Raw genomic sequence first — 15,158 nt, 5'->3', positions numbered from 1 at the left:
AGACGAAGATGCGGCTTGAACTGAAAGAGATCACCAGCGACGCGATGGCGCCAGGCCAGCCGAAATGGTTCTTCGAACGCGGCCGGCGAACGCTCGGCCGGGCGCCCGATTGCGATTGGCGGCTGCCTGAGGATCGGCGCTCCATCTCCAAGCTCCATTGCATCATCGAGCGCGACCGCGAAGGCTTCCTGCTGCGTGACCAGAGCGCAAACGGCTCCCGGGTCAACGGCATCGCCGTGCATGAAGGCCAGATCGTGCGGCTTTCCGACAGGTCGCGGCTGGAGATGGGCGGGCTTGCCTTTTCCGTCCACATATCAGGCGACAAGGACCGCGAGATCGAGGATCCCGATGCCGCCCTCGTGCTGAGCGACGAACCGCTGACCATCTCCGCAATCCTGGCCGATATCGCTCCGGGCGGCCATACCGCAAACGGCGTCCTTGGCGAGCGTGCGGTCGATGATTGGGGTCTTCCCGAAAAGGCCGGGAAAATGGGAGCGGCCTCATCCCGCAGTGTCGAGATCGGCTGGAGCGGCCCTCCGGAGATCCGGTCAGCCACCCAGCTTCTGCCGGAAGACTGGAATGTGGAGGAGACCGAATACGGCAGCCACCTGGAACATGGGGCCGCCACCCATGTCTCCGTGCCGATCGCCCAGCGCCGGCCGGCGCCGGTGATCGGGATCGTCAACGACAACGATCCGCGGCCGGAACCGGAGCCCGAGGAATTTCCGGCGCTGGCGATCGGCCGGCCCGACGCCTTCGCCGATCGGCTGGAGCCGCTGCTTGTCCGGCTCGAGCAAGCCATCGAGAATAGTTATGCGGTTTTCGAGATCAACGCGCCATCCTCCGACGGCGAGCAGGATTTCCTGGCCGGCGGCAGAGAGGAAGCGCTCCTTGCCCGCTTCGAGACCATGCTCGGGCAGCAGCTCAAACTCAATTCCGCGCTCGAGGCTCTCGTTCAGGCGGCAGGCCGGCTGGAGCCGCGCATCATCGAGGCGCGGGTCGAGACCGGCGCCTGGCGCCTGCCCTGGCGCCGGGACCAGGCCTATTGGCAGGCTTACCGGGCACTATTCGAAAAGGACGGCGAGAGCCGCTCGATCCATGACGTGTTCCGCGATGCGATGTCCGGCGCGGTGGACGGCACGCAGGCAGCGCCTCGTCCGCAAGACAGGCAGGAAGGAAAAGACACACATCATGAGGAATGAGAACCGGGTGGCCTGGAGCGAAGGCATGTTCCTTCGCGTGCAGCATTTTCAGCAGGCGGACCGCTGGACGGAGCGGCTCGTGCGCACCGCGACGCACGGCCTGTCGCCCTACCCCTGGGGTGTGGCCGAGATCGGCATCGACCGCGGCGCATTGGCGATCGGCCAATTCGCGCTGTCGAACCTGCGCGGCGTCTTGCCCGACGGAACGCCGTTCGAAGCCCCCATCGATACCGATCTGCCGCCGCCGCTCGATCTCGACGAGAACACCAAGAATACGATCGTCTATCTGGCGCTTCCCGCCCGCCAGCCGGGCAAGGCCGACGTGGCGCTGAACGGTGGCGCCGCACGCAACAGCGTCCGTCTCGTCGCCTCGCCCTACGAAGCGCCCGATGCCAATGTCGAGACCGACTTCATGGCGCCGATCGATGTCGGCCGCCTCAGCCTGCGTTATCTCCGGACCGGCGACGAGCTTGCCGGTTACGAGCTCATCGGACTTGCCCGCATCATCGAGGTGCGCTCCGACCGGGCCGTGATCCTCGATCCGGACTATATCGTGCCGAGTCTCAACTGCACGGCCGCGGGACGGCTGAACGAATTGATCACCGAACTGCTCGGCATCGTGCGCCACCGCGCGGAGGCGATCGCCGAACGGATCGGCGACCCCACCATTCGAGGAACGGCGGAGGTCGGCGACTACCTGCTCTTGCAGATCCTCAACCGCGCCGACCCGATGCTGAAACATATTTCGGCGAATGCGACGCGGATCCACCCCATCGTCTTCTACGAAAACTGCATCCAGCTTGCCGGCGAGCTCGCCACCTTCACGACAGACCGCAAACGCGCCAGCGACTTCCCGCCCTACCGGCACGACGACCTGAAGGCGACCTTCGCCGCCGTCTTCGACGATCTGCGCGCTTCGCTGTCCTCCGTGCTCGAACAGGCGGCCGTGGCAATCGAGCTGGCCGAACGCCGGCATGGTGTCAGGATCGGCACGATCAACGACCGTTCGCTGCTCAGAGATGCCGGATTCGTGCTGGCGGTCCGGGCCGAGATGCCGGCCGAGGACGTGCGCCGCAAGCTGCCGGCGCAGATCAAGGTCGGCCCGGTCGAGCGCATCGCCGACCTCGTCAACGTGGCGCTGCCGGGCATTCCCGTGCGGCCGCTGCCGGTGCTGCCGCGCCAGCTCCCCTATCGCTCCGGCACCATCTATTTCGAACTCGACACCAAAAACCCGCTTTGGAAACAACTCGACACTTCGGGCGCCATCGCCGTGCATCTTGCCGGCGATTTCCCCGGGCTTGAAATAGAATTGTGGGCCCTCAGAGAATGAAGACCGAACCCGCCTCCACCTGGCAGAACCTGCCGACCATCGTCGAACTCACCGAGGATGGCACTCGGAAAAAGCAATCCGCCCGCAAGATGGCGGAGATGCTGGATGACGTCCTCGACTTTCCCGAAAGTGAGGCAGGAAAGCCGCCGGTGGGATCACCTCCGAAGAGCGCCGCGTCCATCGAAACCCTCGTCCGGGATTTTCGCTTCGGCGCCGACGACGTGCCGACGCTGGTACGCTCGGCCGCACCGCTGCTCAACCTCGCCCATGCCCTGCGCTACACGGAAGAACAGCCCGAGATCGACGCTTTGCGCCAGCTGGCGATCGAAGCCGTCGGCCGCTACGAGCGCGATCTGGCGAGCGCCCGCATCAGCCCCGAACGCGCGCGCGCCGCCCACTACGTCGTCTGCGCGACGGTCGACGATGTCGTGCTCAGCAAGGCCTGGGGCGTTCGCGCCGGCTGGGCCCGCTCGGGTCTCGTTTCCACCTTCCATATGGACGTGACCGGCGGCGAACGGGTATTCGACCTGCTCGATCATTTCCAGCAGAGCCCCGGCGCCAACAAGGACCTGCTGCTGCTCATCTATCTCTGCCTGTCGCTTGCCTTCGAGGGCCGCACCCGCGTCTCGGCGCGCGGCGGGCTGGAGCTCGGCCGCATCCGCGACAGTCTCTACAAGACGTTGCTCGGCCAGTACGGCGTGTTCGAACGGGAGCTGTCTCCGCATTGGAAGGGTGTTTCGGCCCGGCATCAGCCGCTGCGCACCGCGGCCGCGATCTGGACGCTGCTTTCGCTTCTGACCCTGATCCTGGCGTTCGGCTATCTGTTCTTCACGCTCTCGCTCAATCGCGCCTCCGACGGAACCTTCGAGCGGCTCGCCAAGCTGCCGCCGCGTGATATGCCGAGCGTGCTGGTCAAGGTGCCCGAACCGCCCCGGCAGCCGCCGCCTGTTGTCGTCGCCGAAACCCCGCCGCCACCCCCGCCGCCGCCACAAGTGAAACCGCCGAGCCGGCTCGACAATCTGCTCGCCTTCCTTCAGCCGGAGGTCGAGAAGAAGCTGGTCACGCTTTCGGACTCGAATGGCAGGCTGTTGGTCCGGATCAGTAATTCCGGCCTGTTTGCCACCGGCAGCGCGGAGGTCAGCCAGAAATTCCACGATCTTCTCCAGCGGATCGGCGGCGCGCTGGCCGCAGAGAATTTCCGCGCCGTGGTGGTGGGCTACACGGACAATGTGCCGATCCGCACCGTCCAGTTCCCCTCCAACTGGCACCTTTCCGAAGCCCGCGCCAAGGCGGTGGGCGAAATCCTCAGTTCGTTCACCGGGCCGGGCGCGATCCTGACCGAGGGGCGTGCCGACACCGATCCGATCGCCGGCAACGATACGCCGGAGGGCCGGGAGATGAACCGTCGCACTGAGATCCTGGTGCTAACCGATCCGAGCGAGCGGCTGAGCGATGCGGGTATGACGACACCGCGCCAGGCCGACATGCCGGATGACCCGACGGCGCCTGCTGCGGGAGGTGGTTCGCGATGAACCCGCTCAGTTATTTCTATACGCTGCGCTCCTATGTGGAGGCCTATGCCGGCCTCCTCGGCCGGCGCTTCATCTCAATCATCTGGGTGGCGGCAATCTGCGTCGTCATCTGGTTCTACGGCTATCTCGCCGCCTATGGCGATTTCAAGCCGCTGGCGAGCGCCAGTGCGCGGCTGACGCTGATCGGCATCATCATCGCCGCCTGGTTTGCTTATCTCGTCTTCACCACCATCCGCGACCGCCGCCGCGACAAAAAGCTCGTCGAAGGCATAGAGCGGGACGCGGAAGCCGAAGCGGCGGCCAGCCAGCAAGCCGAAGTGGGTGAGATCCACAATCGGCTCAAGGAAGCGCTGCAGCTGCTGCGCCGCATCACCAAGAAGCGTTTCGGCTATATCTACGAGCTGCCATGGTACGTCATCTTCGGCGCGCCGGGTTCCGGCAAGACGACGGCGCTCACCAATTCCGGCCTCAAATTCCCCCTCGGCGATGCGCTCGGCAGCAATTCGGTGCAGGGGATCGGCGGCACGCGCAACTGCAATTGGTGGTTCACCGACGAGGCCATCCTCATCGACACGGCTGGCCGCTATACGACGCAGGACGATCTGAATGGCGCCGCCAAGGCCGGCTGGGAAGGATTTCTCGGCCTGCTACGCAAATACCGGCGTTCGCAGCCGATCAACGGCGCGCTGGTGACGCTGTCGATCGGCGATCTCCTGACGCGCGATCCGGAGGCACAGCGCGAGGAGGTCAGGGCGATCCGCCAGCGGCTTTCCGAGCTCGACGAACTCCTGCATGCGCGCGTGCCGGTCTATCTGCTTTTGACCAAGGCCGATCTCCTGACCGGCTTCGTGGAATTCTTCGACGGTTTCAACAAAAGCGACCGCGAACAGGTCTGGGGCACGACCTTCGGCCTCGACGAAAGCTACGAGGCGGCAAATCTGCCGGAACGCTTCATGGAGGAATTCACCCTGCTGCAGCAGCGCGTCGACGCCATGCTGATCGAACGCTTGCAGCAGGAACCCAATCCGGAGCTGCGCGGCCGCATCTTCCGCTTTCCGGCCGAACTCACCTCTTTGAAGGAGCGTCTGCACGAGGTCGTCACCGAGCTTTGCTCGGGTTCGAAACTGGTGGAGGCGCCGCTCTTGCGCGGCATCTATTTCGCTTCCGGTACCCAGAGGGAGGAGACGGTCGCCGTTCCCCGCATGCGACGCAGCTATTTCCTCCCGCGTCTCTTCAAGGAGGTGATCTTCGGCGAAGCCTCGCTGGTCGCCCGCGACAAGCGGCTTTCCGGCCGGCAACTCCTCTTCCGCCGCGCCGCCTATGCGAGCGCGGTTCTGTTGCTGGCCGTCGTGCTGACAAGCTGGACGGCCACCTATATCCAGAACACCACCGCGCTCGCCGCCGCCGAAAGGCGCATAGACGCCTATGAGCAACTGGCGCGCGGCGTGCCGGTTCGCGACGTTTCGGATGCGGATTTCCTGCGTATCCTGCCGGCGCTCGACAATCTCGCCGCCGTCACCACCGACTTTTCGAAGACCCGCGTCTGGCCGGTCAGCCTCGGCCTCGACCAGGAAGGCAAGGTCGCCAGCCGCCAGCGCGAGGCCTATCAGCGGGCGCTGAACGCGCTGCTCCTGCCGCGCATGCTGGTGCAGCTCCAGAAGGACATGGCCGAAACCACCGACGTCACCCGAACCTTCGACGCATTGAAGCTCTACGGCATGCTCGGCGGGCTCGGCCCCATGGATGCGGACTTCGCATCGCTTGAGGCGGAGGACATGTTCACGAAACTCTACCCCGACGAAGGCAGGGCCGCGGCCCGGAAGGCGTTGATCGCCCATGCCAATGTGATGGCGCGCGGCGCGCTGCCGCCGATCGAGCTCGACAAGACGCTGATCGCCAAGGCGCGCGACATCATCCGCTCGCAGAATATCGCCAGCCGCGCCTATGACATCCTGGCGGAATATCGCGAGTCCCGCGCCCTTCCCGCCTGGAGCCCGGCAGGCGCGCTCGGGCCGCTCGGTGAACAGGCTTTCGAGAGAACCTCCAAGGCGCCGCTCAGCGAAGGCATTCCCGGCCTTTTCTCCGCGACCGGCTACCGCACCGTCGTTCTCACCGGGATTACCGACGCCGCGCGCGAGGCGCTCGATGAGCAATGGGTCCGCGGCGATCCTAATCCTGCCGGCGTGACGGTCGATACGGTCGCCCAGGCGACGCTGCAGCTTTACTTCGACACGTTCGAGCAGCGCTGGTCGACGATCCTGGCCGATATCAGGGTAAAACCTTCCCAGACGATCGGCGATGCGGCAGAAACCACCCGCATCCTGGCGGGCAAGCCCGGTCCGGTCGAGACGATCACCAAATCGATCGTCGCCACCACCGATCTGCGTGGACCCGGCGCGGAAATCGCCTCGGCCGCCAGCGACAGCCTGCCCGCGTCGACCACCGCGCTTGCCAGCGCGGCGAATGCACCCGACCCGTTCGGCCGTCTGCGCGAAGCGCTGAAGGCGCCTGCCGGCCAGTCGCCGCCTGCCGAGCAGCCGAAGGATGCGCCGCGATCGGAAATCGGGCAGCTCGAGCCGATCCTGCAGAGAGTGCAGGAGCAGCTCTCGCGCGCCACGACCTCCACCGCCGAAGTCGCGAAAGTCTTCGACGTCGACAGTCAGCTGACAGACGCCAATCAGGACCTGCTGCAGCAGGCCCGCAAGCTGCCGGCGCCGGTCGACACCTGGATGGCCGGGCTGGCTGCGGATGTCGGATCGCTGGCGGTCAAATCCGCACGCTCACGCATCAGCGACGCATGGGCGGCCGAAGGCGCAGGCTTCTGCTCGAACGTCGTCACCGGCCGTTATCCCTTCGAGCGGAAATCACCGCGCGACGTGGCGATGAGCGACTTCATCAGGCTTTTCGGGCCGGAGGGACTGTTCAAGACCTTCTTCAAGGAAAAGCTCGAAGCCTTCGTCGACACCAGCGCGTCGCCATGGGGCTGGAAGGGCACCTTCGGCGCAGCGAGCATTCCAAGCACGGCGATCGCCCAGTTCGAAAATGCCGACAAGATCAACCGCGCCTTCTTCCCGGCCGGTAGCGACAACCCGTCGATTACGATCAACGTCAAGCCGGTATCACTGACCGAGGCGGCCAGCGCCGTGATGCTGGAGATCGAAGGCGAACGCGTGGTCTATTTCCACGGCCCGATCCAATCGAAATCGATCACTTGGCCGTCGACGGAAGCAAGCAATGCTTCCCGCCTCGCCTTCCAGCCGGGTGGCTGGCAGCAGGCCTTGACGGAAAATGGCGATTGGTCGCCCTTCCGGCTGTTCGACGATGCCGACATCGCCATACAGGGCGACGACCTCTTCCGGGCGAAATTCCAGCAGGACGGCCAAGCGGCGGAATTCGACGTGCAGTTCGGTTCGGTGCTCAATCCATTCCGGCTGGAGGCGCTCGGCGCCTTCTCATGCCCGGCACAATTCTGACCGGTCTGATATGAACGAGCGCGCCGCCCTGGACCGAAGCCCGAGCGAAACCGACAGGATCGGCTTCTTCGGCAAGCTGCCGAGCCACGGCGATTTCGTCTCGATGGGGCTCGGCCGCGGCCTGCAAACAGCACTTGACGCCTGGCTGCAATCGGGATTGCAGGCAGCGCAGCAGGACCTCGGCGAGGATTGGGAACGCCGGTTTCGCCTCATGCCGGCATGGCGTTTCATCATCGAGCGCGGCCTCTGGGGACCGGCAACCGTTGCCGGCGTCCTGCTTCCCAGTCTCGACCGCGTCGGGCGCAGCTTTCCGCTTGTTATCGCGGCACAGCTTCACGGCTTTTCCGAGCATCCGCGCCAACTCTATCTGGACGATACGTGGTTTACGGCGGCCGAGGCGATCGCCGAAAGCTCGGCCAAGCGGGATTTCGAGATCAACCATTTCACCGCAAGCCTGAAGCGGCTGAGGAGCTTGCGGCCGGCCGATCTCGCGGAAAACGAGACGCTGCAGGACAGAGCGTCCAGCCGCGGCACGATCTGGTGGCGGATCGACCCCGAGGAGCGGCGGGCCAAGGGATTTGGCGTCACTGGTGCCCCGGAACCTGCTCACTTCGCAAAGCTGCTGCGCGAGAGTGCCAGTGTGGTTTCAACGGCGCCGCAGCCAGAAACAGTCGCGACACCGCGTCCTGTTGTCGTCGAACCGCATCCTCCTCTGGTGCTCCGGCACAGCCATGCCACGCATGCCGGAACAAGGCTTGCCGTCAACGCCGATGCGCTGCTCGTTTCGGAAACGCCCTCGCTCTTTGCCGTCGCCGATGGCGTGGGTGACGGCAACACCGCGGCCGAAGTCGGCAAGATCGCCGTTCACGTGCTGGCCGAAACGGCGAAGCAGCAGACGATCGAAGCGCTGGTGCAGGAGGTCAAGGGCAAGCTCGGCCGTGCCCACGGCCTGCTTCAATCGGCCTATCATTCCTCCGATCGCGAGCCGTCGGCCGCCAGCATCGTCGTGCTGGCCACGCTTGGGGACAGCTGCGCCTTGCTCTGGGTCGGCGATGCCCGCTGCTATCTCTTACGGGACGGCATGATGCGCTGCCTCACCCGCGACCATGTTGAGATCGGCCTGCGGCGCACGCTCTCGCGCGCCATCGGCATGCGGGGACATCTCATCCCCGAAGTCCGTTTCGGCGGACTGCAGGCCGGCGACCGGCTGCTGCTCTGCAGCGCGCCGCTGCCGAATGCGATCCCTGAACGCGGCATCGCCGAAATCCTGCTTTCCGCAAAGATCGAAAAGGCGGCCGACATCCTCGTCCACGAGGGGCTGATCGCCAATTGCCGTGACAATCTCAGCGCCATCGTGATCGATGTGAAGACCGATGAGCCGTGAACCTCCGGACGCGGATTTCGAGGAGATCGCGCGACGTTTCTCCCATCTCTGGCAGGCCTTGAATGCCAGGGCGGACAGTCGGTATCCGCTCGAGACCCGGCAGATGCTGGTCGACCGGGTCCGGGATGCGCTCGATCGAGGCGAGGCCCGCCTCAGCGATACCGATCCCGGGGTCATCGCCAACAGCTTCGCGCTCGAGGCGCTGGTCCATGACGGCGCGCTGACCCAAATCTATCGTGCCCGCCATCGTGATCTCGGAACGCTTCATGCCATCAAGATGCCGCGGCCCGAGCACGCCGATGACCCCGTGCTGAGGAAGCTCATGCTGCGTGAAGCCGAGATCGGCATAACGCTCCGTCACCCTCATATCGCTGGAACACAAGCGGTTCTGCGCCTCGCCGACGGACGCCCGGCCCTGGTGATGGAATGGCTCGGGAGACGGCTTGCGGATCGCTTGCAGGAACAACCGTTATCTCCGGATGAGGTCATCTCGATCATGATTTCGGCGCTGTCCGGGCTGGACGCCATCCATGCCGCCGGCACCGTGCATTGCGACCTGTCGCCGCTCAATCTTCTCCTTGCCGATGGCGACCTCTCCCATTTGAAGATCGCCGATTTCGGCATCGCGATCGAGGTCGGGTGCCGGCACGGGCAACTCGATCTCGCCTTCGCCGGCCAACCGGATTTCGTGTCTCCGGAACAAATGGCCGGTGAATCGCTCGACGGCCGATCCGATCTCTATGCCGCTGGACTTCTGCTGTCCCTGCTCCTGCATCATTGCGACGAGGAAGGCGAAGAGCTTCAGGCTTTAGAGGCGTTGGCGATCTGCCTGTCACAGCACAATCCTGAAGACAGGCCCGAGAATGCGAAGGCCGCCTTGCATCTGCTCGGCGGCCTCGCGAAACGTCCAGTCGGCGCTTAGTTGCCGCTCGATCCGGGGATCGGCGCTGCGGCCGTCGGCACGCTCTTCTGGTAGACGTTGAAGAGCTTGGCAAAATCCACCAGGCTGGCGTTGCTGGCGTAGATGATATCGCCATCCATCATCTGGAACCGCTGCATCAACGCCAGATTGGAAACGTCCTTCAGATTGACCCGGTAAATCACCGGCTTGGTGCGCACGACAGGCGGCGCGGCATTCTTCCCATTTGCGGCTGCAACCTGCGTATAGACCGGCTGGTTGCGCAGCACATAGAAATTGCTTGCATCGGCACGATCGTCGAGCAGGCCGCCGGCGCGCCCGAGCGCCTGGGCCAACGTCAGCTTGCCCGGTTCGAATTCGAACTCGCCGACACTCTTGAAGGCGCCCAAAGCGGTGAAGGTCGGCGAGTCCTTGTCGACATAGATCTGATCATCAGGCAGCAGGTAGACATTCTGTTTGCTGTCATCGATGACGCGCTGGAGCGGCACGGTGGCGCGCTGCTTGCCGCGCATCAGCGTGACGGTCGCCGATCCTGGCGCCGACGATGCACCGCCGGCAAGAGCGACCGCATCGAGCACGCGCTCCTTGCGTGCGCTGAGCGGGAAACGGCCGGCGGAGCGTACATCGCCATTGACGGTGAAACCGCTGGAGGGCCTGTCGACAACGGTGACGACGGCCTGCGGATTGACCGCCGAGCCCTTGAGGCCGGTGACGATGCGGGTCTGCAGGGCTTCCGGCGAGGAATCCACCACCCGCTGCTTGCCGATGAAGGGAAGCGTCACATTCCCCGTCGAATCGACGGTGAACCGGCCGAGATTGAGGGTCTTGCTCTGGGTCGAGGAGAAAAGTCCATCTTCGCCGGGATCGAGGATCGTCACCTCGATGACGTCGCCGCGCCTCAGCTTCGTATCGGCAAATCCACCCGAGCGCATAAGGCTGAGCCCGGGATCCGTGGCCGCATAGGCCAGCGGGGTGACCGCAACCGGACCCATCGGCGCTTCAGAGAGCCTGACCACCGGGATCCGCTCATTACTTTGAGGGGCAGTGGCATTATAGAAACCACCGGCGGTTGGGCCATCCGAGGGCCGGGCGCAGGCACTGAGAACTGCGACAAGGACGAGCGGCGCCAACTTTCGCATCAAGTATCCTTTTGGCAATATTGAGAGAATCGGAAAATATCAGCGGCATGCGACCGAGCAATACCAGTTGCACGCGAAAAATCAATTATGACAGTCCAGAGGTAGGCATGTGTGACTAATTGGCAACCATCAGCCCCTCGGTGGAACCAAATCCTTCGCCCGTCTTTTCGGTCGAAGTTGGCGTCGACTCATGGCGAGTGAGCAAATGGCCTTGCGCATCAAACGAATCTACGAGCCCAAGGAAGACAGTGACGGCACCCGCATCCTGGTCGACAGGTTATGGCCGCGCGGGTTGAGCAAGCAGGATGCGGCAGTCGATATCTGGTTGAAGGATATCGCGCCAAGCCCGGCGCTGCGCCGATGGTTTGGCCATGACCCCGCCAAATGGACGGAGTTCCAGCGCCGTTACCGGGACGAGCTGGAAGAAAATTCATCGGCCGTCGAAGAACTGAAACGCCAGATCCGGCAATCGGACGCGACACTTCTCTACGCTGCGAAAGATCTGCGCCACAATCACGCGATCGTCCTCCAGCATTTCATCGGCAAGGACTGACGCCGACAACAAGCCGTTTCTTCATCTCCGAAATTTCCGGGAACCTTTTCGACGGACCTGCATCCAATGTCCGCTTCAAAGGCGCACACCGCTGCTGCCGGGAGGCATCGTCATATCGACACAAGGGAGACAGACCATGTTGAAAGGAATTCTCGGCGCCGCCCTCATGGCGGCATCCATAAGCACGGCTTCGATCGCCGCGGACCCCAAACCGACCGATCCTCAGATCGCCCACATCGCCTATACGGCTGGGCAGATCGATGTCACCGCCGCGGAGCAGGCGCTGAAGAAAAGCAAGAACGCCGAAGTCATCGAATTCGCCAAGACCATGGAGCGCGACCACAAGGCCGTCAACGACCAGGCGCTCGCTCTCGTCAAGAAACTGAAGGTGACGCCCGAAGACAACGCCGTCAGCCAATCATTGTCGACACAGGCAGCGAAGGAACTGAAAACGCTGGAGGCGCTCGACGGCGCGGCATTCGACAAGGCCTATGTCGAAAACGAAGTCGCTTATCACAAGTCGGTCAACTCAGCGCTTGCCAAGATCCTGATCCCGTCGGCTGAGAATAAGGAGCTCAAGTCACTGCTGGAGACGGGCCTGACCCTGTTCAAGGAGCACCAGATGCATGCCGAGCATCTGGCTTCGATGATCAAGTAGACATGGCGATGGGCTCGCTGGTCAAATCGCTGCGGCTCCCGCTGCTGTCTGCGCTGCTTTGGGCAGGCAACGGCGTCGCCTCGGCGGCGGAATATCAGGTCACCATCGCCGGCATGAAATTCGGCTCGCCATCTGCCGAGCTGCATGTCGGCGATGTGATCGTCTGGCGAAACGATGATATATTCCGGCACACAGCAACCGCACGCGACAAAAGCTTCGATCTCGACCTGCCGCCAAAATCGGAAGGCCGCATGACGCTCAGCCAGGCGGGAGCCGTCGATTTCTATTGTCGTTTTCATCCCGCCATGACGGGCAAACTGGATGTTCGGCCCTAATGCATGTCGCCCGGAAGTGTGCAGCGGTTCCGGGATACCGGCATGCATAAACAAAAGGCTTTAGGGCCGGGCTCCGATCGAAGGACGGCAAGCAAGGGGAGAATTCCCATGACAGCCATTCCGGTACCGGCCGAGCGACACCGGCGGCCAATATCGACACTGTCCGACGCCGAACTCGTGCCCCTGGCAAGAATGGGCGACGAGCCTGCCATCCGCGCCATCATTCAGCGTCACAATCGGCGCCTGTTCAGGACGGCGCGCGCCATCATCCGCAACGATGCGGAGGCCGAAGACGTCGTCCAGGCCGCCTATATCAAGGCGTTCACCAATCTGGCCGCGTTCCGGGGCGATGCACAGTTTTCGACATGGCTGACCCGCATTGCCCTCAACGAGGCGCTGGGGCGCGTGCGGCGGCAAAAGAACACCACCGGACTTGAGGAAATCGACATGCAGACGAGATGGGGCGGCGACGTATTGCAGTTTCCGTCCTCCCTGTCGGCGACTGATCCGGAAACCGAACTCGCCAGGAGCCAGGCGCGACATCTCCTCGAAAATGCTGTCGACGAACTGCCGGATGATTTTCGCGCTATATTCGTGCTGCGGGATGTCGAAGGCATGGGCACGGACGAGGCCGCATCTTACCTTGGCATAAGACCGGAAACGGCCAAGACCCGGCTGCACCGGGCGCGAAAGCTGATGCGGCAGTCGATCGAAAACCAGCTCTCCGGTGCATTCTCGGCGCTGTTTCCGTTCGATGGCGCGCGGTGCGCTTTCATGGCCGATCGTGTGATCGCTGCCCTTCGTCACAAGACGCCATGATGTCAGGCAGCCTGTAGAGCTGCACCTTGGTCGAGGTGGTTCAGCGCTTAACGTGAGGCAGCAGCCCGTATATCTTCTCGATATCGAGCATCAGGGTTGCGGCGAGAATGCCGCGTTGCATCCCGCTCCGTCTTGCCGAGAAATCGTCCGAGTGAAAGGGCGGTTACCCTGCGGCGCCTGTCGATGCAGAACCGGTTTGCAGCGCTCCGCTTAATCTGTCGAGTTCATCCAGAACCTTTTGGATCCGGGCACGCGCCTGGAGCATTTGGTCCATATCCGGATCTCCGGACGATACGCCTGCGACGTTGAGGTCGTGAATCTCGATCGAGGTGTTGGGGGCCGGGTTTGGAAATGGGATGATTTCAGCCATGAGCATTCGCTATTCTTGACAATCTGGGAGGATCGGAAACTCTCATGTCTCCAAGTCCGACGGCTCGAGGATCCGGCATGCTTCATTCGCCGATCAACCGGAACATCTTCGCTATTCATTTCAGTGAGTTGCGCCTGTTCGTATGGCTAGTAAACGCCGTGTCAGCCTTAACAAACTCTTACTTTAGCGCGCACAGCGGCGCGCTTGCCGGCTTTGCTGCGTCAAACGGACAGAGATGCGACAATCGGATACCGCAACCAAAGATTTTATAAATATCATAGGTTGTGATTTTTTCACATTTATAGATTGCAAATTCTACCACTGCATATCGAGGACAGCGGCAAGCCAGATCAAAAGGAGAAGGCCGGCTCCTTTATCCTTTGGCAAGCGCCCTTGGTCGGGAGCGGCCTGAATCCGCCGTCCCGACATCGGCTGGAATTTCGACAATCCTGCGAAGGGTTTGCGATGGCAGTTCGCCGAAGCGCTTTCGATATTGGCCTGAGAACCGGCCAACATGGGCAAAGCCCCATTTTTGCGCAATGACTCTCACCGATTGCTCGGGATCGGCCGATGAAAGTTCCTGGCGAACGACATCAAGACGCATATGCTCCAGATAGGCCATCGGCGTCGTCATGCGAAATTTTCGAAAGCCATCCTGCAGGGTCCGGGCACTGACGCCGCATGCTTCAGCAATTTCCTTGAGAGTCATCGCCCGGGAAATATTGCCATGCATGTAGTGGATCGCGCGCTTAACGTGCCATGGAACAGGAGCCTCCCTGTCGCGGGAAAACTCCTGGGAATAGTTGTGCGGTAGGGCGTCGATGAGAAGCTCGAGCATTGCTCCCAGGACATGACCAAGCGCCGCAGGCGATTTATGGAGGGTTTCACCCGCCAGGCCGTGATGGATGGCCATAGCGAGCCGTGCCAGGTCCAATCCAGGCCCTTGCGACAGATCGATCTCGGTTGCGAATTGGAGACGCTCCCTCAACGAGGCATTCAACCGGGCTTCGATACGCCGGGTCAGTTCGAAGTGGGGCAGCCTAAGGCAAAGATGCGTTCTGGGGCCCGCAATGCGCAGCTGATTGTCCGACAGCCGATCGACGAAGACGCCCTTGTTTTGGATGGACGGCAAATTACGGTCGGCTACCGCGACCATCGCGCTCCCGGTCAGCGGAATGAGAACCATGGCTGTGTCGATCGATGCGGGAAAGTGGATCGAGAAATCGCCGTCATAGCGGCTCGCGATGACCGAGATCCCCCGCGTGCGAACCATATTGACCTGATATTTCGTATTCCGCTGACTTTCCGATCTCACTTGGATTCCGCTGTGCAAACGGGAAAGCGACGTTGAGAATTCCTGCAGATCCGCCCCGGCAAACGACAGATGGTCGAAGGTCTTCCAACTTACGTCCGGCACTCCCGGTTACCTCTGGCCAATGATGAA

The 15,158-nt window shown here is 62.8% G+C and carries 13 protein-coding genes; 10 read left to right on the top strand and 3 right to left on the bottom strand.

Going from position 1 to position 15,158, the window contains the following annotated elements:
• Positions 1–8 precede the first annotated feature (8 nt).
• From ACMUVN_RS19150 to ACMUVN_RS19125, 6 genes are read left to right on the top strand one after another with little or no spacing between them, the layout of a single operon-like run.
• Positions 9–1,202: an FHA domain-containing protein gene (locus ACMUVN_RS19150; protein ID WP_132574917.1), complete on the top strand. Its 1,194-nt coding sequence runs from the start codon at positions 9–11 to the stop codon at positions 1,200–1,202.
• A complete protein-coding gene (gene tssK / locus ACMUVN_RS19145; RefSeq protein WP_047616899.1) occupies positions 1,192–2,532 on the top strand; it encodes a type VI secretion system baseplate subunit TssK in 1,341 nt (446 codons plus the stop codon). The genes ACMUVN_RS19150 and tssK overlap by 11 nt, the downstream gene beginning before the upstream one ends.
• Positions 2,529–4,064, top strand: a complete 1,536-nt coding sequence (gene tssL, locus ACMUVN_RS19140; RefSeq protein ID WP_063474129.1) for a type VI secretion system protein TssL, long form — start codon at positions 2,529–2,531, stop codon at positions 4,062–4,064. The genes tssK and tssL overlap by 4 nt, the downstream gene beginning before the upstream one ends.
• Positions 4,061–7,537 carry a type VI secretion system membrane subunit TssM gene (gene tssM, locus ACMUVN_RS19135; RefSeq protein ID WP_132574915.1) on the top strand — a complete coding sequence of 1,159 codons (3,477 nt, stop codon included), beginning with the start codon at positions 4,061–4,063 and terminating at the stop codon, positions 7,535–7,537. The genes tssL and tssM overlap by 4 nt, the downstream gene beginning before the upstream one ends.
• Positions 7,538–7,547: 10 nt before the next feature.
• Positions 7,548–8,921, top strand: coding sequence for a type VI secretion system-associated protein TagF (gene tagF / locus ACMUVN_RS19130; protein ID WP_063474127.1), 1,374 nt, complete (start codon positions 7,548–7,550; stop codon positions 8,919–8,921).
• Entirely contained in the window at positions 8,911–9,843 is a 933-nt protein-coding gene (locus ACMUVN_RS19125; protein WP_132574913.1) for a serine/threonine-protein kinase, read from the top strand. The genes tagF and ACMUVN_RS19125 overlap by 11 nt, the downstream gene beginning before the upstream one ends.
• Here ACMUVN_RS19125 and ACMUVN_RS19120 read toward each other — a convergent pair.
• Positions 9,840–10,979 (bottom strand): polysaccharide biosynthesis/export family protein, encoded by a 1,140-nt coding sequence (locus ACMUVN_RS19120; RefSeq protein WP_132574911.1) that lies wholly within the window; start codon positions 10,977–10,979, stop codon positions 9,840–9,842. The two genes, ACMUVN_RS19125 and ACMUVN_RS19120, sit on opposite strands and share 4 nt — an antisense overlap.
• Positions 10,980–11,184: 205 nt before the next feature.
• On the opposite strand from ACMUVN_RS19120, the gene ACMUVN_RS19115 reads away from it, so the two are divergent.
• The 4 genes from ACMUVN_RS19115 (at position 11,185) to ACMUVN_RS19100 (ending at position 13,344) form a co-directional block, all read left to right on the top strand.
• On the top strand, positions 11,185–11,532 hold the full coding sequence (locus ACMUVN_RS19115) for a DUF488 domain-containing protein (protein ID WP_047616892.1): 348 nt from the start codon (positions 11,185–11,187) through the stop codon (positions 11,530–11,532).
• A 136-nt stretch (positions 11,533–11,668) separates the two neighbouring features.
• On the top strand, positions 11,669–12,190 hold the full coding sequence (locus ACMUVN_RS19110) for a DUF4142 domain-containing protein (protein WP_132574909.1): 522 nt from the start codon (positions 11,669–11,671) through the stop codon (positions 12,188–12,190).
• An 8-nt stretch (positions 12,191–12,198) separates the two neighbouring features.
• A complete protein-coding gene (locus ACMUVN_RS19105; protein ID WP_132574971.1) occupies positions 12,199–12,525 on the top strand; it encodes a cupredoxin family copper-binding protein in 327 nt (108 codons plus the stop codon).
• 108 nt (positions 12,526–12,633) lie between these two features.
• Positions 12,634–13,344 (top strand): RNA polymerase sigma factor, encoded by a 711-nt coding sequence (locus ACMUVN_RS19100; RefSeq protein ID WP_132574907.1) that lies wholly within the window; start codon positions 12,634–12,636, stop codon positions 13,342–13,344.
• A gap of 163 nt (positions 13,345–13,507) precedes the next feature.
• Here the strand turns inward: ACMUVN_RS19100 and ACMUVN_RS19095 are convergent, their stop codons facing one another.
• Entirely contained in the window at positions 13,508–13,714 is a 207-nt protein-coding gene (locus ACMUVN_RS19095) for a hypothetical protein (RefSeq protein ID WP_244604813.1), read from the bottom strand.
• A 373-nt stretch (positions 13,715–14,087) separates the two neighbouring features.
• The gene (locus tag ACMUVN_RS19090; protein ID WP_132574905.1) at positions 14,088–15,131 is read right to left on the bottom strand and encodes an AraC family transcriptional regulator; all 1,044 of its coding nucleotides are present in this window, start codon (positions 15,129–15,131) and stop codon (positions 14,088–14,090) included.
• Between the last annotated feature and the right edge of the window lie 27 nt (positions 15,132–15,158).

This window comes from Rhizobium sp. IY2 (genome assembly GCF_047532935.1).
In the GTDB taxonomy this organism is placed as follows: Bacteria; Pseudomonadota; Alphaproteobacteria; order Rhizobiales; family Rhizobiaceae; genus Rhizobium; species Rhizobium anhuiense.
This window is presented reverse-complemented; position numbering and strand designations above follow the sequence as displayed.